The organism is Paraburkholderia elongata (assembly GCF_013177735.1).
GTDB lineage: Bacteria > Pseudomonadota > Gammaproteobacteria > Burkholderiales > Burkholderiaceae > Paraburkholderia > Paraburkholderia elongata.
The window spans coordinates 57,416-77,627 of sequence record NZ_WOEZ01000008.1 but is presented as its reverse complement, the minus strand read 5'-3'; the positions used below and the strand labels follow the sequence as shown (position 1 = coordinate 77,627).

The window sequence follows — 20,212 nt, the reverse complement described above, 5'->3', positions numbered from 1 at the left end:
ATTCAGAACCGCCGCGCAAGCCCTCGACTTCGCCTATCCTGACAAAGACGCGCGCCTCGCTGCCGGCGCGCTTTCCCCACTCTGCGGAGCGCCCGTGACCGTTCGCAATCTCGATGCATTGTTCCGACCCAAATCCGTCGCCGTGATCGGCGCATCCGAGCGGCCTGACAGCACGGGAGCGATGGTGTGGGCGCGCGTGCTCAAAGGCGGTTTCGAAGGCCCTGTCTGGCCGGTCAATCCTAAATACGAAACGTTGGACGGCCACGCGGTGATCGGCGATGCGGGCGATCTGCCACAAGCGCCCACCGTCGCGCTGATCTGTACGCCGCCGGATACGTGGCCCGGCATCATCCATAAACTCGGCGGCTTGGGTACGCGCGCGGCGATCATCGTCGGCGAAGTGCGTAGCGATGACGATCGCCTGCAGCTCCGGCATGCGCTGTCGGCAGCGCGGCCGCATTTGCTGCGCATCGTTGGGCCCGGCAGTCTCGGGGTGGTGTCGCCGGCGCTGCGTGCGCATTTCGGTGCGGCGTCGTGCACGGTGAAGGCGGGTGGCGTGGCATGGGTGTCGCAGTCGAACGCGTTGACCAACGCGGTGCTCGGTTGGGCGCATGCGCGCGACCTTGGTTTTTCGCACGCCGTGGCGCTGGGTGGCGAAGCTGACGTGGATGCCGGCGACGTGCTCGACTATCTGGCGAGCGATCCCGGCACGCGCGCGATCCTTCTGGAGCTGGATACGGTTCGCGCTGCGCGCAAGTTCATGTCGGCGGCTCGCGCGGCGGCGCGCAACAAACCAGTGCTGGCGTTACGCTCAGGCCGCGCCGATCCGGCCGACGCGTTGTACACCGCCGCGTTTCGTCGCGCGGGCATGGTGCGCGTGGATGCGCTCGACGATCTGCTCGATGAGATCGAAACGCTCGGCGTGGGTCGGGTGGCGGCCGGAGCGACGGCGACGTTGATCACCAGCGACAGTGGCCTCGCCACGCTTGCCTGCGACGCCTTCGCCGCCGCCGGCGACACGCTCGCGCCGTGGCCCGCTGATGCGGATGCGGCGCTAAGAGAAGCGCTGCCGCACGTGGTACCGGGCAACCCGCTGCAACTTGGCGACGACGCCCGTCCCGAGCATTTCGGCACCGCGCTCAAGTTGCTCGCCGACCATCGCAGCACGGGTACCGCGTTCGTGGTGCACGCGTCGACGCATGGCGCGCCGGTCGGCGAGGTCGCGCAGGCGTTGATCGCAAATCAGCGCTTCGCGTACCGCGGGCTGCTGGCGTGCTTTTTCGGTGGCGTGGATGCGGCGACGCGCGACGCGCTGCACGCGCAAGGCATTCCGGTTCATACGACGCCGCAGCGGCTTGCGCGCGCCTTTGCGCGTCTGGTCGACTACCGGATGGGGCGCGAGTTGCTGATGCAGACGCCGGAGGACTTGCCGGCGCAGGTTCCCGAAGAGATCGACGCCGCCCAAGCGCAGGCACGCGCCGCGCTCGCCGCAGGTGAGCACCAACTAACCGGCGAAGCGGCGGCGCGATTTCTTGAGCGTTTTGGACTGCGCGTTGAATTGAATACGCCCCAAAAGCCGGTTGTCGACATCGCCGTCGAGCTTCACGACGACGACAACTTCGGCCCCGTCTTCCGCTTCACCGCGCCGTCGGTGGACGGCGTTTCCGACCCGCAGCGCGTCTACGGCCTGCCGCCGCTCAATCCGATGCTGGCGCGCGACATCGTCACGCGCTCGCGCTACGCGCGGCTGATCGCGCCGGAACCGGCATTGGCCGCCTTGACGGCGTTGTCGCAAGCAGTCTGCGACGTCAAGGAACTCGTTGGCCTCAAGCTGACGCTGCGCGTGTACAGCGACCATGTCGTGGTGGTCGAGCCGACCTTGAGCATCGCGCCCAAGCGTAGCCGTCTCGCCATCGTGCCCTATCCGCGCCGCTTCGAAGAGACGCTCGACTGGCAGGGCATACGGGTGACGATCCGGCCGATCCGTCCGGAAGACGAAGCCGCGCATCACGATTTCGTCGAAGCGATGACGCCGGAAGATCTACGGCTGCGTTTCTTTGGCGCGGTCGGCAGCTTCGACCACTCGCAGCTCGCGCGCATGACGCAAATCGACTACGACCGCGAAATGGCGTTGATTGCGACGGTGACGAGCGAAGACGGTTTTACGCGCACGCTCGGGGTGGTGCGCGCAGTGGCCGATCCGGACAACGAGACGGCAGAGTTCGCCGCCGCGGTGCGTTCCGACCAGAAAGGCCGGCGCCTTGGGCAATTGCTGATGGATCGCATCATCAAGTACGCGCGGGCGCGCGGCACCCATTGGCTGGTCGGCGAGGCGTTGCGGGAAAATGCGCCGATGATCGCGCTGGCCAAATCTTGCGGCTTCACCATCACGCCGACGGAAGATCCGGGCGTGATCGGCTTCAGAATGGCGCTGGATGAACCCGCGCAGGGGTAAACGGTGGATTGGCGCTTGCTGCCACGTTCAGCCCTCGTGGGTGCGAGCCCGCAGCCGAATGCAAGGCCACCCGCTACGACGAGTGTCCGCGGCGATTCGCGGACCTCGATGCTAAGACCTGAGCCTCAAGCCGGCAGCTTCGCCGCGGCTTCGTCCACCTGCGTGCGGGTCACGGCCAACTCTTCCAGCAACGCTTCAGCGTAGACAGCGCCAGTCTCGCGTTCCAGACGTGCGATGGTCGCCGCGCAACGGTTCGCGTCCTTCAGCGTCGCGATGAACGACTTCACCGATTCACCTGCCTTGAAGGCGTCGAACAGCGGAATGCGGATGTCGTCCGGCAGCGAACGCGCCGTCCATTGATACGGCTTGCCGTTGTAGGTGAACTGCGGCGGCAGCACGCGCTCTTTCTTCGCGGCCGGGATCAGGCCGAAAGTGCGCGCGGCGTCGCCGATCTGCTCGGCCGAAAACAGCTCGTCCGGGCTGATGTCGAATTGCTGAATGAAGGTCTCGATGCTGTGCATCGCCGCAGCGCGGTCGTCGCGGCGCTTTTGCGCATGAGCGACGATGTCGCGCAGTTCGTCGGCTTCTTCAGGCGTGATCGTGAAGCTCGACTGCTTCTGCTGGAGTTCGGAAAAACGCAGGAATTCGGAATCGGTCAGAAGTTTCGCCATTGCTTATCGATGAGCGCGCATGAGGGGACCCATGCGGCGTGATTTTTGAGAGGGTCGCCATTCTAAACCATGTGCGCTAGACAGCCTCTTCCCGAAACATCGATAACGCCTGCACCGTCTCGCGCAGCAGCGTCGTTGCCGCTTCCAGCGTTGGCGCGACGTATTCGTCGATGCGCCGCAAGTATGGGCAAGTCAGCGCCGCGATCGCCTGGCCGGACGGCCCCTGGATCGGAAAGGTGACGTCGGTCACACCGAACGTCTGCTGGCTGTCCTTCTGCGAAAACCCCGCCGCGCGAATCCGCTCGCAGGTCTGTTCCAGCACATCACGATCGATCGTGACTTCGCCCTTCACTTTGGTGTGCTCGGCCAGCATCTGTTCGCGCTGTTCGATGGTTTGAAACGCGAGCATCACTCGGCCCGACCCCGTATCGATCAGGCCGACCCGTGAACCGAGCCGCACCGACATTCCCCACGTACCCGGTCCGTCCACCTGCGCGATCACCAGCAGATTGCCGCGGTCGTATACCGCCAGATGACACGATTGCTCGGCGGCATCGGCAAAGCGCTGCATCAGCGGCAGCGCTTCGGAGATCAGCCGGTTCATCGGCGGATGACGATGCGCGAGCGCATACAGCTTCAGACTCAACGAATAACGGTCGCCCGCCGCCGAGCGCACCACGTACTGCCGCGCGACCAGTCGCTCGAGCATCCGGTACATCTCGCTCGCGTTGCGTCCCAGCAGTTTGGTGATTTCGGCACGCGTCAGCCCTTCCTTCTGCTCGGCGAGCAGTTCGAGAATGTCGAGACCCTTATCCAACGCGGGTGCGCGGTAACGGTCGGCGTCGTCTTTGTCTTCTGCGTCCATCGTGAGCGCGGCTCCGTGTGTTGTTCTCATTATCTGGCGCATGAGTGTAAGTGCGTGGTGAATCTGGCGCGAGATGGCGGTGGTCCAGGGGAAACACCGACGCATGGTGCAGTGCGTAGCCCTTGACTTCGAAAAGTTCGTATATGAATAATACGTTCATTGGTGAATGAGCGCACGCCAATACTCGACAAGAAAGCGCAGGACGAAGTGCCCGCCACACGCATGGCGGGTTCACGCAGTTCCACAACGCATCGCCTTGCATGGGGCCGGAGTAAGCGCTAAAGCGCTAACTCCGGACCGACATACCTTGCATGGGGCCGGAGTAAGTGCTGAAGCACTAACTCCGGACCGACACAGGAGACAACCATGTCGTTCGCAAAAGGGCCGCACGCGGCTCGCCATCTGTTCCGGAGTTCGCTATTTGCCGTTGCGGCGGCAGCTTGCGTAGCCGGCCTCGCCGTCAGCGGCGCCGCACAAGCCGCTGACGCCGGCAAGGTCGGCCTCGGTCTGCCGCTCCTCACGTCGCCGTTCTGGCAGTCGTACAACAACTATTTGCCCAAATACGCGAAGGACATGGGCATCGATATCCTCGCGCCGGTCAATTCGAACGGCGATCCCGCCCAGCAGATTACCGACATGAACAACCTGCTGAACCTCGGTGCGAAGGGCATCGTGGTCGGCCCGCTGGATTCGGCGGCGATCAGCCGCGCGCTCGATGCGGCCGCCGCGAAGAACGTGCCGGTGGTGGCTGTCGACGTCGCGCCGACGCAAGGCAAGGTCGCGATGGTGGTGCGCGCCGACAACCACGCCTATGGCGAGAAGGCATGCAAGTACATCGGCGAGCATGTGAAGTCGGGCAAGGTCGTACAGATCATGGGCGATCTGGCCTCGGTGAACGGCCGCGACCGGTCCGAAGCGTTCCGCTCGTGTTTGAAGGGTTTTCGGGGTTTGTCGCTGCTGGAAATTCCTGCAGCCTGGAAGGGCGATGTCGCGGCCACTGCGCTCGACAGTCTGCTCACCGCGAATCCTGACGTGAAGGCAATCTACATGCAGGCAGGCGGCGTCTATCTGTCGCCCACGCTGCAAACGCTGCGCCGTAAGCAGATGCTGTTTCCTGCCGGTAATGCGAAGCATGTCGTGATTGTCAGTAACGATGGGATTCCTCAGGAGTTCGACGCAATCCGTCGTGGTGATATCGACGCTACCGTCTCGCAGCCCGCTGATTCCTACGCGAAATACGGTCTCTTCTACATCAAGGCCGCGTTGGCTGGGCAGACCTTCAAACCGGGTCCGACGGATCACGGCAGCAACATCATCCAGTTGGCGCCGGGCGTTCTCGAAGATCAATTGCCTGCGCCGCTCGTCACGAAGGCGAATGTCGACGACAAAGCGTTGTGGGGCAATACCGTTAAATGAGCGAGCCGACGCCCTCCGTGCCGGTCGTTGAAGCGTTTGAGATCACCAAACGCTTCGGCTCCACACCCGCGCTGAAAGACGTGAGCATTCGCGTGATGCCCGGCGAGTCGCATGCACTCGTCGGGCGCAACGGGGCGGGCAAATCGACGCTGGTGTCGATCCTCACCGGTCTGCGCAAGCCCGATACCGGCGAGGTGCGTTTCAGCGGCGCGGCCGCGCCGTCGATCGCGGATCGGGATGCGTGGCGCGAGCGCGTCGCCTGCGTCTATCAGCATTCCACGATCATCCGCGATTTGAGCGTCGCGGAGAATCTGTTCATCAACCGGCAACCGTCGCGCGGCGGCGTAATCGATTGGCGTGCCATGCGCCGCGACGCGCGTGAGTTGCTCGATCACTGGAAGATCGACGTACGCGAGGATGCGCGCGCCGACGATCTGAGCGTGGAAGCGCGGCAACTCGTGGAGATCGCGCGGGCGCTGTCGTACGGCGCGCGCTTCATCATTCTCGACGAACCCACCGCGCAGCTCGACGGCGACGAGATCAAGCGCCTGTTCCGCCGCATCAGCGAGTTGCAGCGCGAAGGCGTGACGTTCCTGTTCATCTCGCACCATCTGCAAGAGGTCTATGAAATCTGCCAGGCCGTGACGGTGCTGCGTGACGCGCGGCATATCGTCAGCGCGCCGGTTTCCGCGTTGCCACGTGAGCAGCTGATAGAAGCAATGACCGGCGAGCGTGGCGGCCTTGCCGTCGCCGATGCGGCGGCGCGCGCTGCGTTGCCTGCGGACACAGCCATCGCGCTGGAAGTCAAGGAACTGGGCGGCGCCGACTACGAAGGCGTGTCGTTCACGGTGAAGCGTGGCGAAGTGGTCGGGCTGACTGGCGCGACGAGCAGCGGTCGTACGAGCGTAGCCGAAGCGATTGCTGGTTTGCGCGCGGCCCGGAGCGGGGCGATCAGCGTGGATGGCATAACGCTGCCGCCTGGTGATGTCCCTGCTGCGCTTGCGCACGGCGTCGGCTGCGTGCCGAAGGATCGCCATCACGAAGGCCTGGTTCTCACGCAGTCGGTCGCGGAAAACGCCTCGATGACGATCGCGCGTCTGCTCGGCAAATTCGGCATCGCGCCGCCTGCGAAGAAAAACGCCTTCGGCCAGAAGATGATCGACGCGCTCGGCATCGTCGCGCAAGGCCCCGAGCATGTCGTGTCGGGGCTATCGGGCGGCAACCAGCAGAAGGTCGTGATGGCGCGCGCGCTCGCCACCGATCCCAACGTACTCGTTCTGATCGACCCTACCGCGGGCGTCGACGTGAAATCCAAAGAAGCGTTGCTGTCAGTCGTGGATCGTGTGCGCGAAGACGGTAAAGCCGTGCTGGTCGTGTCAGGCGAACTCGACGATCTGCGCACCTGTGACCGCGTGCTGGTCATGTTCCGTGGCCGTGTCGCGGCCGAATTTCCCGCGGGTTGGCAGGACCACGACCTGATCGCATCCGTTGAAGGAGTCAGTCTTCATGAAGAATAGTGTGCCCAGCCCTGCATTCGGCACCGCGCAAGGTCAAGCGCAACCGCAGTCCGTCGCTCAGGCGACGCGCGGCAAACGTGCTCGCAGCGAACTCGCCCGGCTGCGCGAATTGGCTTTGCTGCCCGCGCTCGCTCTGCTGCTCGTGATCGGCGCGTTTGTCAGCCCGAGTTTTCTGACGAAGGCGAATCTGATCAGCGTGCTCGGTGCGTCCGCGGCGTTGGCGTTGGTGGTGCTGGCCGAATCGCTGATCGTGTTGACTGGCAAGTTCGATTTGTCTCTGGAATCGACGGTGGGCATCGCGCCGGCTATCGGTGCGATGCTGGTGATGCCGGCTGCGTCCGCGGGCTTCGGAATGCAATGGCCGGCGGCCGCAGGCTTGTTGGCCATTCTCGTGATCGGCGCGGTGATCGGCTTCGTCAACGGTTTCCTGGTGGTGCGTTTGCGGCTGAACGCATTCATCGTCACGCTGGCGATGCTGATCGTATTGCGCGGCATGCTGGTCGGCGCGACCCAAGGCGGCACGCTGTTCGATATGCCGCCGTCGTTCTTCTCGCTCGCCACCACCATCGTGTTCGGCTTGCCGTTGTCCGTGTGGCTCGCGGCGGCCGCATTCGCGATCGCCGCGTTCGTGCTGCGCTATCACCGCCTGGGCCGCGCGTTATACGCGATCGGGGGCAATCCGGAAGCGGCGCGCGCGGCGGGGATTCGCGTGGAGCGCATTACGTGGGGCGTGTTCGTGCTCGGCAGCATGCTGGCCTCGGTGGGCGGGTTGATCGTGACCGGCTATGTCGGCGCGATCAACGCGAACCAGGGCAATGGCATGATTTTCACGGTGTTCGCGGCGGCGGTGATCGGCGGCATTTCGCTCGACGGCGGCAAGGGCACGATGCTCGGCGCGCTCACCGGCGTACTGCTGCTCGGCGTCGTGCAGAACCTGCTGACGCTTGCACAGGTGCCGTCGTTCTGGATTCAGGCGATCTACGGCGCGATCATCCTCGGCTCGCTGATGGTGGCACGGCTCGCCAGCGGCGAAGGCCAGAACTGATGCGCACGCATCACGGAGAACTCACTTGACCAGCCGCTCATTGAACACACCGCAAACGCCCCAAACATCGCAAACCGACCCACGCCTGATTCTGCTTAGTCCCGCGGATAACTGCCTGATCGCGGCGGCGCGTCTCGATGCAGGTACGCAAGTCGAGATCGAAGGCGAGCGCGTGACGCTCACCAAAACCATCGACCTCGGCCATAAGGTCGCACGCCATGAACTCGCGAAAGACGACAAGGTGCTGCGTTACGGCGCGGTGATCGGTCACGTGACCGAGGCGGTGGCGCGCGGTGCGCATCTGCATACGCACAACCTCGAAAGCGATTACCTGCCCACTTATACGCACGACGCGGGCCATGAGTTCGTCCATCACTGATTTGTTGAGCACAATGACGTGGCCTCGCGCCGCGCGGGAATGACCATGACTGACACTTCCGCAGCATCCGCCGCCGCGCAGCAGCCCATGCTGCAAGGCTATCTGCGCAGCGATGGCCGCAAGGGCATCCGCAATGTGGTCGCGGTGGCGTATCTCGTCGAGTGCGCGCATCACGTCGCGCGCGAGATCGTCACGGAGTTTCGCGAACCGCTCGATGCGTTCGACGATCCTTTGGCCGAGCGCGAGCCGCCGGTGCATCTGATAGGCTTCCCAGGTTGCTATCCGAATGGGTATGCCGAAAAGATGCTCGAGCGGCTCACCACGCATCCAAACGTGGGCGCGGTGCTGTTCGTGTCGCTCGGATGCGAGAGCATGAACAAGCATTACCTCGTAGACGTAGTACGCGCGAGCGGCCGTCCCGTCGAAGTCCTGACGATCCAGGAAAAAGGCGGCACACGCAGTACGATTCAATACGGCGTCGACTGGATTCGCGACGCACGCAAGCAACTTGCCGCGCAGCAGAAAGTGCCGATGGCGCTGAGCGAACTGGTGATCGGCACGATTTGCGGCGGCTCGGACGGCACCAGTGGCATCACCGCCAACCCGGCCGTGGGCCGCGCGTTCGATCATCTGATTGACGCGGGCGCAACTTGCATCTTCGAAGAAACCGGCGAGCTGGTGGGCTGCGAGTTCCATATGAAAACGCGCGCCGCGAGGCCTGAGCTCGGAGATGAAATTGTCGCGTGCGTGGCGAAGGCGGCGCGCTACTACTCGATCCTTGGCCATGGCAGTTTTGCTGTCGGTAATGCAGACGGCGGCCTCACCACGCAGGAAGAGAAGTCTTTGGGTGCGTATGCAAAAAGCGGCGCATCGCCGATTGTCGGCATCGTCAAACCCGGTGACGTTCCGCCGACAGGCGGCCTCTATCTCCTCGACGTCGTACCAGACGGCGAACCGCGCTTCGGCTTTCCGAACATCAGCGACAACGCGGAAATCGGCGAGCTGATCGCCTGCGGCGCGCATGTGATTCTGTTCACGACGGGACGCGGATCGGTGGTCGGCTCGGCGATTTCGCCGGTCATCAAGGTATGCGCGAATCCCGCGACGTACCGCAATCTCGCCGGCGATATGGATGTCGATGCAGGCCGCATTCTCGAAGGCCGCGGCACGCTCGACGAAGTCGGCCGCGAAGTGTTCGAGCAAACGGTGGCGGTGTCGCTCGGCGCGGCGTCGAAATCGGAAACGCTCGGTCATCAGGAATTCATCCTGACGTACAAGACTTTTGAACCTGTGGGCCCGGCTTGCTTGCCGTCGAGCGCTACGCCGCCGCATCGGATTGTTGCGATCGAACCGCACTGAGCGGTTTATCAGCGGCCAGTCCGAACCCAAGCCGTAATCGATGCGACGACCATCGGTGCAGCTATCAGCGCGCCAATCGCGTTGCCATTAGTGCGGTGGGCAAACACCATCAGCACATGGTAAAACATCATAAACAAGGAGACGCGGTCCATGACGGCAACGATCGGTTCGAAGATCGAACAGCGGCGCAGCATCGGCCGCCGCGCATTACGAGTGACCGGATTAGGGCTCGGTACGGCACCCTTGGGCGGCCTCTACCGCGATCTGTCCGATGAAGAAGCGCACGCGACCATTGCCGCTGCGTGGGACGTCGGCGTGCGTTACTTCGATACCGCACCGCATTACGGTCACACGAAAGCCGAGCACCGTCTGGGCGACGCGTTGCGCGGCTATCCACGCAGCGAATACGTGCTTTCCACGAAAGTCGGGCGCCGCTTCGTACCGCGCACCACGCCGTACGACGGCAGCGAAGGCTGGCAAGACCCGCTGCCGTTCCAGGCAATCTATGACTACACGCACGACGGCATTCTGCGGTCGTTCGAAGACAGTCAGCAGCGTCTCGGCATCGTCGATATCGACATTCTTCTGGTGCACGATATCGGCCGCGTCACGCATGGCGACAAGAACCCCCACTACTGGCAGCAACTGACCGAAGGCGGCGGCTTTCGTGCGCTCGATGATCTGCGCTCCTCGGGCGCGGTCAAAGCGGTAGGACTCGGCGTCAATGAAGGCGCGGTAATACTCGACGCGATGGCTGAATTCGATATCGATTGCGCGTTGCTCGCGGGCCGTTATACGCTGCTCGAACAGACCACGCTCGACGACCTGCTCCCAGCATGTGAACAGCGCGGCGTCAGCATCCTGTTAGGCGGCGCGTTCAATTCGGGCATTCTGGCGCGCGGTGTGGAAGGCGATCTGAAATTCAACTACGGCGACGCGCCGCCCGAAGTCATCGAACGCGTCGCGCGGCTGGAAGCGGTGTGCCGGGTGCATGGCGTGCCACTTGCTGCCGCGGCCTTGCAGTTTCCGTATGCGCATCCGGCGGTCGCGACCGTGTTGACCGGTGCGCGCAGTGCCGACGAATTGCATGAGAACGCTGCGTCGTTCGAGCAGCCGATCCCCGCGGACTTGTGGTTCGCGTTGCGTGACAAGGGCTTGCTCGACAGCCGCGCGCCCGCGCCAGAGGATTGATTTGACGATGCATATCGACGCGCACCAGCACTATTGGGACCCTGCTCGCGGCGACTACGAGTGGCTCACGCCGGAGCTGAAAATCCTGTACCGACCGTTCGGTCCCGACGATCTCAAACCGCTGCGTGAAAGAGCGGGCATCGAGCGGACGGTGGTGGTGCAGGCGGCGCCGACTCTCGACGAAACACGTTACTTGCTGGACATCGCGCGGCGCGAGCCGTCGATTGCCGGTGTGGTCGGCTGGGTGCCGTTGCTGTTGCCCACGGCGCCCGCTGTGATCGAAGCGCTAGCGGATGAGCCGAAATTCAAAGGCGTGCGGCCGATGCTGCAGGATTTACCGGACGATACGTGGATTGCAAACCCGGATCTCGCGCCCGCGATTGAAGCGCTGATCGCGCACGACCTCGCGTTCGACGCGTTGATTTACGCGCGGCACGTCGAGCCTTTCGAAACGTTCGCGGCGCGTTTTCCTGCGTTGCGCATCGTTGTCGATCACGGTGCGAAGCCGCCGATCCGTTACGGTCGCGCGGGTTGGCAAACATGGGCCGATGCGATTACGCGGCTCGCTCAATTGCCGCAAGTGCATTGCAAGCTCTCAGGTCTCGTCACAGAAGCTTCGCCTGGCTGGACCGAACAAACGCTTCATCCGTACGTCGAGCATCTGCTGAAGTCGTTCGGTCCCGCGCGTTTGATGTGGGGCAGCGACTGGCCGGTGCTCGATCTGAACGGCGACTATCTGCTCTGGCACTCGGTGGCGAACACGTTGCTCGCGTCCTTGGGCGACGCCGAGCGCGAGGCGGTTTTCGGCGACAACGCCGCTGCGTTTTATCGACTTTGATGTGACGAACACGCGTTGCGAAGACGAATTACGAAGACAAGCGAAAGCCCATTCAACTGGAGTCGTAGATGACACAAAGACTGGCCGGCAAGACGGCCCTGATCACCGCGGCAGGACAAGGCATCGGTCTCGCCACCGCGGAACTGTTCGCGCGCGAAGGCGCGCGCGTGATCGCCACCGATATCCGCATCGACGGACTCGCCGGCAAGCCGGTCGAAGCGCGCAAGCTCGACGTGCGCGACGGCGCGGCGATCAAGGCACTGGCGGCCGAACTCGGCGCGATCGACGTGCTGTTCAACTGCGCGGGCTTCGTGCACGCCGGTAATATCCTCGAATGCAGCGAAGAAGATTGGGACTTCGCCTTCGATCTGAACGCGAAAGCGATGTACCGCATGATCCGCGCGTTTTTGCCCGCCATGCTGGAGAAGGGCGGCGGGTCGATCATCAATATGTCGTCGGCGGCATCGAGCGTGAAGGGCGTGCCGAACCGCTTTGCGTACAGCGCGTCGAAAGCCGCGGTGATCGGGCTGACCAAGTCCGTCGCTGCAGACTTCATCACGCGTGGTGTACGCTGTAACGCGATCTGCCCGGGCACGGTGGCTTCGCCGTCGCTCGAACAGCGGATCGTCGAGCAGGCCAAGGCGCAAGGCGCGACACTTGAGGCCGTGCAGGCGGCCTTTGTCGCGCGTCAGCCGATGGGCCGCATCGGCAAGCCGGAAGAGATCGCCGCGTTGGCGCTGTATCTCGCGTCTGATGAATCGTCGTTCACCACCGGTCATGCGCATGTGATCGACGGTGGCTGGTCGAACTGACGCACACGCGTACCCACCGACACCCACGGACACACGAACCGAATACCACTGAAAGGAAGTACCAGGATGAAACTGCTTCGTTATGGGCCAAAAGGCCAGGAAAAGCCGGGCTTGCTCGACGCGCAAGGCAAGATTCGCGATCTGTCGAAGGTGGTTGGCGATATCGACGGCGCCGCGCTAACCGACGAAGGCCTCGCCAAACTGCGCGCGCTCGATCCGGCTTCGCTGCCGGTCGTGGAAGGCAATCCGCGCATGGGCCCGTGCGTCGGCAAAATCGGTAAATTCATCTGTATCGGGCTGAACTACGCGGACCACGCAGCCGAATCGAATCTGCCGGTGCCGTCGGAACCGGTGATTTTCAACAAGTGGACGAGCGCGATCTGCGGCCCGAATGACGACGTCGAAATTCCGCGCGGCTCGAAGAAGACCGACTGGGAAGTCGAACTCGGCGTGGTGATCGGCAAGCCCGCGAAATATATCGACGAAGCCAACGCGCTCGATTACGTCGCCGGTTACTGCGTGATCAACGACGTGTCGGAACGCGAATGGCAGATCGAACGCGGTGGCACGTGGGACAAGGGCAAGGGTTTCGATACGTTCGGCCCGATCGGTCCGTGGGTCGTCACGCGCGATGAAGTGGCCGATCCGCAGAACCTGAGCTTGTGGCTCGAAGTGGACGGCCACCGCTATCAGAACGGCAGCACGAAAACGATGGTGTTCGGCGTTGCGAAGTTGGTGTCGTATGTGTCGCAATGCATGAGCCTGCAACCGGGCGACGTGATTTCGACCGGCACGCCGCCGGGCGTCGGCATGGGCGTGAAACCGAATCCGGTGTTCCTGAAGCCGGGCCAGACGATGCGTCTCGGTATCGAGGGTCTCGGCGAGCAGACGCAGAGGACTTACGCGGCGGAGTGATTCGCCTGCCTGGTGAAAAGCGTTGTTGATGCGAAAAGTGAAGAGGCCGTTCCCGCGTGATGCAGGAACGGCCTTTCGCTCGTTCAACCCGCCGGTTCGTGCTCGCCGTTCTCGGTGATGCGATTGATCGTGCCTTGTGCAACAGCCACAAGCTTCTCGCGGTCACCGTCCATCACATACACATTGCATTGGCAGGTTGCCTGAAGCCGGCCCGCGTAGACGACCTTCGCGCGCGCGATCAGCGTGCCGTTCACCACCGGCCGCAGATAGTTGATCTTGTACTCGCCCGTCACGACTCTTGGACCCAGCGACAGCGCGCCGGCGAACGTCAGCGCATTGTCGGCGAGATAACTGATGACGCCGCCATGCACGAAGCCATGCTGTTGCCGCAGCTCGTCGCGGATTGGCAGGCATAGCGTCAGTTCGTTGGTGCCCGTATGCATCAGGTCGGCACCTAGCAGCATGCTGAACGGCTGGGCATGCAGTGCGCCGCGCGCCCGGTCGAGGATGTCGGTCATCGTGATTCCTTAGGGCATGGCCCGCAGTGGCATCTGCACCGGCGTGCGTTGTGCAGTCCCTACCCACTCTAGGAAGCGCTGACGCACCGCGTCAAGGTGAATCCAAAATATCTGCGCGGCATTGTTGCGCAAAATGACGGAAATTGCGGAATTGAACGATGAAAAGGGGTTGTAAGGCGATCTTTGACGATATTGATCTCAAGCAAAGTTCGGCCTTGCCGTTAACCCTGACGTAGCTCCCGTCATTCGTTGCTTTAGGTGTCCACGATGTTCAGCAAGATCAAGGTCGCATCCGGCCTGTTGTGTGTTCTGGCCGCATTCTGCGTTTTCCAGCTTGTCACGGTGGGTTTGGGGTTCTGGTCGCTCACGCGCACGCACGACGACGTGGGCGATCTGTCGAGCATCGCCTTGAAGCAGGTGGACGCGGTCAATGAAACGACCCAGCACCTGATGGATGCGCGCATCAACCTGTCGCGCGCCGGTACGCGCATGGTGCGCGGCGGCGCCGAGCCGACCGACATCGTGCAGCACGCCCGCGAACAATTGACGGCCGCCGATCAGTCGTTCGGCGCCTTCATGAGCGCGCAGAAAACCAGCGACGAAAACAGCACCCGCGCCGCCGCGCTCGCCGAGCGCTATAAAAAGCTGCACGACGCGCTCTCGGAACTGGTGCAGTTTCTCGACGCGAACAATATCCAGGCCTTTCTCGACCAGCCGACCCAAGGCTTCCAGGACGCGTACCTCGCCGAGTCGCACAACTTCGTGCAATTCGGCGACGCCGCGAGCCGTGCATCGCTCGATTCGATCGATGCACGCATGACGTTGTTCCGCGGCGTTAGCATCGCGATCCTGCTGGTGCTGATCGTGGGCACGTTTGGGGTATATGCGGCGCTGCGCCGGGGCGTGGTGGCGCCGCTGGAAGAAGCCGGCCGTCACTTCGACCGCATTGCGCAAGGGCGTCTCGACCAGCCGATCGCTTCGCGCGGCACCAATGAAATCGGCCGTCTGTTCTCGGGCCTCGCGAAAATGCAGGCCAGCGTGGCGCGCACCGTGCAAACCGTGCGCGAATCCGCCGACTCGATCCACCTCGGCGCGGACGAAATCGCCACCGGCAATGCCGATCTGTCGGCTCGCACCGAGAACCAGGCGGCGTCGCTCGAAGAAACCGCGTCGAGCATGGAGGAATTGACCGCCACGGTGCGGCAGAACGCCGATCACGCCCGCGAAGCCAATGCGCTCGCCGAAACCGCGCTCGAGGCGACCTCGCGCGGCAGCGAAGTGGTCAACGAAGTGGTCGACAAGATGCGCGGCATCGCGCAAAGCTCGGACAAGATCGCCGAGATCATTTCAGTGATCGACGGCATCGCGTTCCAGACCAATATCCTCGCGCTGAACGCGGCCGTCGAAGCGGCTCGCGCGGGCGAGCAGGGCCGTGGCTTTGCCGTGGTGGCGGGCGAGGTGCGTGGCTTGGCTCAGCGCAGCGCGCAGTCGGCGAAGGAAATCAAGACGTTGATCAGTGAGTCGGTTGCCGAGATTCGGGGCGGTTCGACGCTGGTCGAACATGCCGGCGAAGCGATGAGCAACGTTTCCGCGTCGATCTCGCGCGTCACGCAGATGATGGCGGAGATCAGCGCGTCGTCGCTCGAGCAGAGCACGGGCATCGAGCAGGTCAACCAGGCGGTGGTGCAGATGGACGAGATGACGCAGCAGAACGCGGCACTGGTCGAGGAAGCCGCCGCAGCGGCAGCCTCACTGCATCAGCAGACGCAGCAACTGAAGGAGGCCGTTTCCGTGTTCGAAATTTCGGAAACTGTGTTGCGGACGCAACAAATGGACGAGATGCGAGGGCAAACGGCGGAGTTTGGGCGGCCGGCGATGCGGGCCATTTAAATCGTACACACGCCGCACAGGCGCCCCAAAAGAGGGCATCTGCAAAAGAAAATGGCCCGCCGAAGCGGGCCATTTTGCATCAGACGCAAGCGCCTAAGCGTGCCTCAAAGTACCTGTTGGTACTTAGGCCGGCTGGATGTTCGCAGCTTGCTTGCCCTTCGGGCCTTGCTTGACTTCGAACGTCACTTTCTGGTTTTCCTGCAGGGACTTGAAGCCGCTGCCTTGAACTTCCGAAAAGTGTGCAAACAGGTCTTCGCCGCCGTCGTCCGGGGTGATGAAGCCAAAGCCCTTTGCATCGTTAAACCACTTCACAGTACCTGTTGCCATTTTTAATCCAGTAAATGTTGTGTGTTGCATTCGCGACCGCTATTTCTCAACACGAGATCGAGCGCGAAGTACGAGTTGTATCACGTCTTTATGATGGACGCCAATCAACAAGTATTCGGGTATTCCCCTGATGGGGCCCTTTTGGGGCCCAGAAAGCATTTTGGAGGGGTGCCCCAGCCGGTAGAGTAAACTGCTTGTATTACACATCCAGGAAAAACATTGACACATTATTTGCAAGAAGAACTCACCTCGTTTTGGAGTCGTTTGACCCCCTATCTCGCGATACTGGAGTCGAAATCACCTCAAGAAGACACCCCGGACCCGGTCGGCCGTATCACGGTCGATGCCGAAAACCACCAGGCTTTCGCCCTTCACACCACCGATAAAAAGCCGCACGGCGACACATCGGATACCCCCACCGGACAAAGCGCGACCTACACGCGATTTAAAACTGCCGACGCCGATTGGGGCCCTTGGCAACGCGAAGCATATTGATTGACCGGTCAGTCGGCTTTTAACGCCGATGTCCGGAAGACGGCGGCCGGCGCTTAGCACGGCAACGCGTCATAGGCGGTCGCAAGGTGATAGGGGGTGGTCGACGGCATGTCGGCACGCGCCACGTCACCAGCGGCCGTTTTGCATTCGAACCAGCCTTGCGGACGCAGGAAGCGTTGCCGGAAAAGCTCGATTTGCCTCGGCAGCGCGGCAAGCACTGCGGGGTCGTCATGGCTCGCCAGTGCGCGCAGATATTCCGTCTGGGCCCAGATCCGCTGGGTGGCGTCTTTGATTCGCCCGGTTTCGTCGAGCGAGGCGCACACGCCGCCCGCTTGCGGGTCCACGCCATATTGCTGCGCGAAGCTGAATGCGCGCGTCAGCGATTCGTCGAGACCTGAGGCCTCGAACAACGCGCCCGCCTGGTTGACCAGCCAGAACCACTCGAACTGATGCCCCGGTTCCAGACGGTTGTCGTCCGCGCCAATCGGCAATTCGGCGATGCAGCCGGTCGGCGCATGCACGAAGTGATGCGCGACGGCGCCGGCAAGACGGCGCAACGCGGCGTCGAAGGCGTTGTCGCGCGTGGCGTCGCGGGCGGCCAACCAGGCTTCGGTCAGGTGCATCAGGGGATTCTGGATCGGCGTGCCGGTCACGCGGGCGAAGTCCGCGGTGAGCGCGGCGTTGAACAGATCACCGTCGGCAGCGAAATGGGACTGAATCAGTGCCGACGTGCCATGCACGACCTCCAGCGCGTCGCGGTTGCCGGAACGGCCGCCATATTCCGCACAGGCAAACACGACGAACGCATGCGTGTACAAGTCTTTTGTGGTGTCGAGCGGCGCGCCCTTCGCATCCACGCTATAAAACCATCCGCCGTGGCGCGTGTCCTGAAAGGTGTGCATCAGCGAGTCGAATAGCACTTGCGCATGGGCCGCATCGCCTGCTTGCGAGAACACGAACAATTGCCGCGCGCACGCCATCGCCCTGTAGCGCTCCGCGGGCAATGGCTCGAGACCTTCGGCGCTGACCGCTTCATATGGCAGCTTCAGAGCGGGGTTGAAACCGGGTCCGCGCCACAGCGGCAGCACCACGCGAGTGAAGTGATCACGCAGCGTGGTGGCAAGGGCGATCGTCGAAGCGGAAGGGGTCATGCTCTGCATAGTTCGGTTGGTCAAATGCGGTCATTCGAAGCGCCTGCGGACTTTAGCTCTCGCTGCCGTGCGGCCAAGCATAAAGCAAACGGCTGCCGCTGGCACTCCGCGTCGAATGCCGAATATGAAGCGATCTGCGCACGCTTGCGTCAACTGCACGGCGTCAAGCAGTTCCGGCAGGACGAGGCGCCGTCTTAAAAACGGAAAAACGTCGGCGAATGGCTTCGGCGGGGGCGGGCGGCCATGCGACAATGCGGTCTCGAAAAATTCCAATGGCATTGACGAGCGGTGTTCGGCGCCCGCTTTCCGGCGACGACCGCTTTTTTCTCTATGGCAGATTCCGCAGCATCCACGCAGTCCCGGCCTCAGCGCACCGCTTCGAAGAAGCGGCGTCAGGCCACCGTCTCGACCGAAACTGAAAACAAGCTGGCGCGCGCCGCGCGCTCGGCACAACGTCTCGCGCAACTGAGCGACGCCTCACGCGACGACTGCACGCTCGACCTGTTCCCTGACGATCCCACCCGCGCCACGCTGGAAGCGATGAACATCGACGTCCGGCAAGGCACGCTGCATGGCTTTGAATTACCCGATGTCGTGCTCGCAGCAGTTGGCGCGATCGATGCCGACGGCGTGTCGCTGGAGGCAAGGGCAGCGCGCCGCGCGCCTCGCGCTGTGAAATCCGATGAACCGGCGCCGGTGAATGCGCAATTGAGCGGGTTGGAGATGGAGGCCGTGGAGGCGACGGCATCGCCTGTTAGCGAGTTGGCATTCGGGAATGCAAAGGGTGCCGCAGAGGCGACGGCTGAAGAGAAGCCGGCGGCGTCGACACGTGACGCGGCCGCGCCGCTCACGCCTGCGATGGCGGCGGCGACCGTGGCGCGCAGCGTCACCGCGCTGCGCCAGGCGGCTGAGCCGGGTGCCTCGACGGCAGATACAGCGGCTGCATCGAGTTCGGGCGGTGCCAAACCGCCTATGCCGCCGCAGCGCTTTGCGGCGACCTTTGCCAAGGCGACGACGGCTTCGCGAGAAGCCGCCGGCGCCGAAGCCGCGAATGCGGGAGCGGAGCGTGCGTCGACTTCGTCGGAATCCGAGGCCGAGTCCGGTGCGGCTGCTGCTGAACCGAAGCCGGCCGCCGAGCCGCCGGGTAATGTATCTACGCCCGCATCCGCATCCGCATCCGCATCTGCATCTGCATCTGCATTCGCGCACGCAAACGCCGCGTTCGCTGCGCCCTCGTTCCGGGAAGCCCAACGCGCCGAAGCTGCAGCGGCAGCGCTGCGTGCCGCGCCTGAACTCGACCGTGCGCGTGCGACGGCCTTCGCCGATACTGTCGACGCCCTGTATGGAGTGATCGCCGATCAACGTCTCGCCGCCACCGACCATTCACGCCGCATGAAATGGATGCTGTCGATCGTGGTGGGCGCGTTGCTGATGACGGTCGCGATTGGCATTACGCAGACGGTGCTTCTGATGCGCCTGACGCGTGAAACCACCGCCCAGCAGCACCGCATCGAACAGATGATGCAGAACCAGCAGGCCGCCATGGCCGGCTTGCTCGACACCCATATGGCGATGGCCAACGCTGCGGCGGCTACTGCTGCTTCTGACGCAGCCGCAACCGTAGCGCCTCAGCCAGCCGCGGCGACGCCCGCTCATGGCAAGCGCGGCGCGCGAGCGCAGCACGCGCACAAGACGAAAGCAGCCAACTCGCACTGATCTTCGGTGCCGCCGGGCCGGCGAAAGCCGGTTGCGGTGGCTTGATTCGCCGGCATATCCTCCCGCTTCCCCGCTTCCCCGCTTCCCCGCTTCCCCGCTTCCCGGTTTCCGCTCCCGTTTCCCGTTTCCGGATTTGTCGGATAGACGCCGTAAGACACTATCCGCCGCCGACCCGTCGCAAGCCAAACTTCGCGTTTTACACTCTCGTTGCTGTTGCGAAGCCGGACCGGATACGCCAGCGCATCTTCTGACGGGAGTCACCATGCCGACCAGCGAGCACAAATATTCCATCGAGGAACTGCTAGGCGCGCTTTTGCGCGATCAGGGCATACACGAGGGGCACTGGGCGTTGAACGTGGAGTTTTCGGCGACGGGCGCCTCCGTCAAGCCGCAAGACAATCCCGCGCGGACGCTGCCGGGACTGATCGTGTCCGTCAACAGCGCGACGCTCGTGCGCGCTGAGAGCGCGGCGGCCGGCGCTGTCGATGCCGCCTTGGTCAACCCTCGCAAAAGCGTGACGAGCGCGAAACCCACGCGCAGCAGGAAGCCGCAGTCGACCACGCTTCAGTAGACGGAGCTTTGACCCTGAAATATGAAAAACAGGGACGTTGTCATGATGCAACGCACCATGAATAGAAACCCTGTGGCAACA

The 20,212-nt window shown here is 63.1% G+C and carries 19 protein-coding genes; 14 read left to right on the top strand and 5 right to left on the bottom strand.

The features are described from left to right. Positions 1-94 precede the first annotated feature (94 nt). Positions 95-2,455 carry a bifunctional acetate--CoA ligase family protein/GNAT family N-acetyltransferase gene (locus GNZ13_RS01635; protein WP_172159877.1) on the top strand — a complete coding sequence of 787 codons (2,361 nt, stop codon included), beginning with the start codon at positions 95-97 and terminating at the stop codon, positions 2,453-2,455. Between the two features lie 125 nt (positions 2,456-2,580). Here GNZ13_RS01635 and GNZ13_RS01630 read toward each other — a convergent pair whose 3' ends face one another. Both GNZ13_RS01630 and GNZ13_RS01625 read right to left on the bottom strand, forming a co-directional pair. Further along, positions 2,581-3,126, bottom strand: coding sequence for a hypothetical protein (locus GNZ13_RS01630; protein ID WP_172159875.1), 546 nt, complete (start codon positions 3,124-3,126; stop codon positions 2,581-2,583). 76 nt (positions 3,127-3,202) lie between these two features. Then, positions 3,203-3,991 (bottom strand): IclR family transcriptional regulator, encoded by a 789-nt coding sequence (locus tag GNZ13_RS01625; RefSeq protein ID WP_172159873.1) that lies wholly within the window; start codon positions 3,989-3,991, stop codon positions 3,203-3,205. 366 nt (positions 3,992-4,357) lie between these two features. Here GNZ13_RS01625 and GNZ13_RS01620 point away from each other — a divergent pair, with 366 nt between their 5' ends. The 9 genes from GNZ13_RS01620 to GNZ13_RS01580 all read left to right on the top strand — a co-directional run bounded on the left by GNZ13_RS01620 (position 4,358) and on the right by GNZ13_RS01580 (position 13,463). Further along, positions 4,358-5,407, top strand: coding sequence for a sugar ABC transporter substrate-binding protein (locus GNZ13_RS01620; RefSeq protein ID WP_236001760.1), 1,050 nt, complete (start codon positions 4,358-4,360; stop codon positions 5,405-5,407). Next, positions 5,404-6,924, top strand: a complete 1,521-nt coding sequence (locus GNZ13_RS01615) for a sugar ABC transporter ATP-binding protein (protein WP_172159871.1) — start codon at positions 5,404-5,406, stop codon at positions 6,922-6,924. Before GNZ13_RS01620 ends, GNZ13_RS01615 begins: the two co-directional genes overlap by 4 nt. Then, entirely contained in the window at positions 6,914-7,969 is a 1,056-nt protein-coding gene (locus GNZ13_RS01610) for an ABC transporter permease (protein ID WP_172159869.1), read from the top strand. The genes GNZ13_RS01615 and GNZ13_RS01610 overlap by 11 nt, the downstream gene beginning before the upstream one ends. A gap of 25 nt (positions 7,970-7,994) precedes the next feature. After that, positions 7,995-8,348, top strand: coding sequence for a UxaA family hydrolase (locus tag GNZ13_RS01605; protein ID WP_172159867.1), 354 nt, complete (start codon positions 7,995-7,997; stop codon positions 8,346-8,348). Positions 8,349-8,393: 45 nt separating this feature from the next. Further along, a complete protein-coding gene (locus tag GNZ13_RS01600) occupies positions 8,394-9,707 on the top strand; it encodes a UxaA family hydrolase (protein ID WP_172159865.1) in 1,314 nt (437 codons plus the stop codon). 150 nt (positions 9,708-9,857) lie between these two features. Then, on the top strand, positions 9,858-10,898 hold the full coding sequence (locus GNZ13_RS01595; RefSeq protein WP_172159863.1) for an aldo/keto reductase: 1,041 nt from the start codon (positions 9,858-9,860) through the stop codon (positions 10,896-10,898). Between the two features lie 7 nt (positions 10,899-10,905). Continuing rightward, on the top strand, positions 10,906-11,736 hold the full coding sequence (locus tag GNZ13_RS01590; RefSeq protein WP_172159861.1) for an amidohydrolase family protein: 831 nt from the start codon (positions 10,906-10,908) through the stop codon (positions 11,734-11,736). A 68-nt stretch (positions 11,737-11,804) separates the two neighbouring features. After that, complete coding sequence (locus tag GNZ13_RS01585) at positions 11,805-12,548, top strand: SDR family oxidoreductase (RefSeq protein ID WP_074289084.1); 744 nt, start codon at positions 11,805-11,807, stop codon at positions 12,546-12,548. A 66-nt stretch (positions 12,549-12,614) separates the two neighbouring features. Beyond that, on the top strand, positions 12,615-13,463 hold the full coding sequence (locus GNZ13_RS01580) for an ureidoglycolate lyase (RefSeq protein WP_172159859.1): 849 nt from the start codon (positions 12,615-12,617) through the stop codon (positions 13,461-13,463). A gap of 83 nt (positions 13,464-13,546) precedes the next feature. Here the strand turns inward: GNZ13_RS01580 and GNZ13_RS01575 are convergent, their stop codons facing one another. Next, positions 13,547-13,981, bottom strand: a complete 435-nt coding sequence (locus GNZ13_RS01575) for a PaaI family thioesterase (protein ID WP_172159857.1) — start codon at positions 13,979-13,981, stop codon at positions 13,547-13,549. Positions 13,982-14,248: 267 nt separating this feature from the next. Here GNZ13_RS01575 and GNZ13_RS01570 point away from each other — a divergent pair, with 267 nt between their 5' ends. Continuing rightward, positions 14,249-15,871: a methyl-accepting chemotaxis protein gene (locus GNZ13_RS01570; RefSeq protein WP_172159855.1), complete on the top strand. Its 1,623-nt coding sequence runs from the start codon at positions 14,249-14,251 to the stop codon at positions 15,869-15,871. Between the two features lie 123 nt (positions 15,872-15,994). Here the strand turns inward: GNZ13_RS01570 and GNZ13_RS01565 are convergent, their stop codons facing one another. Beyond that, positions 15,995-16,198 carry a cold-shock protein gene (locus GNZ13_RS01565; protein ID WP_007178724.1) on the bottom strand — a complete coding sequence of 68 codons (204 nt, stop codon included), beginning with the start codon at positions 16,196-16,198 and terminating at the stop codon, positions 15,995-15,997. Positions 16,199-16,417: 219 nt separating this feature from the next. Between GNZ13_RS01565 and GNZ13_RS01560 the strand changes: the two genes are divergently transcribed. After that, positions 16,418-16,693 (top strand): hypothetical protein, encoded by a 276-nt coding sequence (locus tag GNZ13_RS01560; RefSeq protein ID WP_172159853.1) that lies wholly within the window; start codon positions 16,418-16,420, stop codon positions 16,691-16,693. 53 nt (positions 16,694-16,746) lie between these two features. Here the strand turns inward: GNZ13_RS01560 and GNZ13_RS01555 are convergent, their stop codons facing one another. Beyond that, positions 16,747-17,853: an AGE family epimerase/isomerase gene (locus GNZ13_RS01555; protein ID WP_172159919.1), complete on the bottom strand. Its 1,107-nt coding sequence runs from the start codon at positions 17,851-17,853 to the stop codon at positions 16,747-16,749. 321 nt (positions 17,854-18,174) lie between these two features. On the opposite strand from GNZ13_RS01555, the gene GNZ13_RS01550 reads away from it, so the two are divergent. After that, entirely contained in the window at positions 18,175-19,560 is a 1,386-nt protein-coding gene (locus GNZ13_RS01550) for a hypothetical protein (protein ID WP_172159851.1), read from the top strand. Between the two features lie 262 nt (positions 19,561-19,822). Further along, positions 19,823-20,131, top strand: coding sequence for a hypothetical protein (locus GNZ13_RS01545; RefSeq protein WP_172159849.1), 309 nt, complete (start codon positions 19,823-19,825; stop codon positions 20,129-20,131). Positions 20,132-20,212 lie beyond the last annotated feature (81 nt).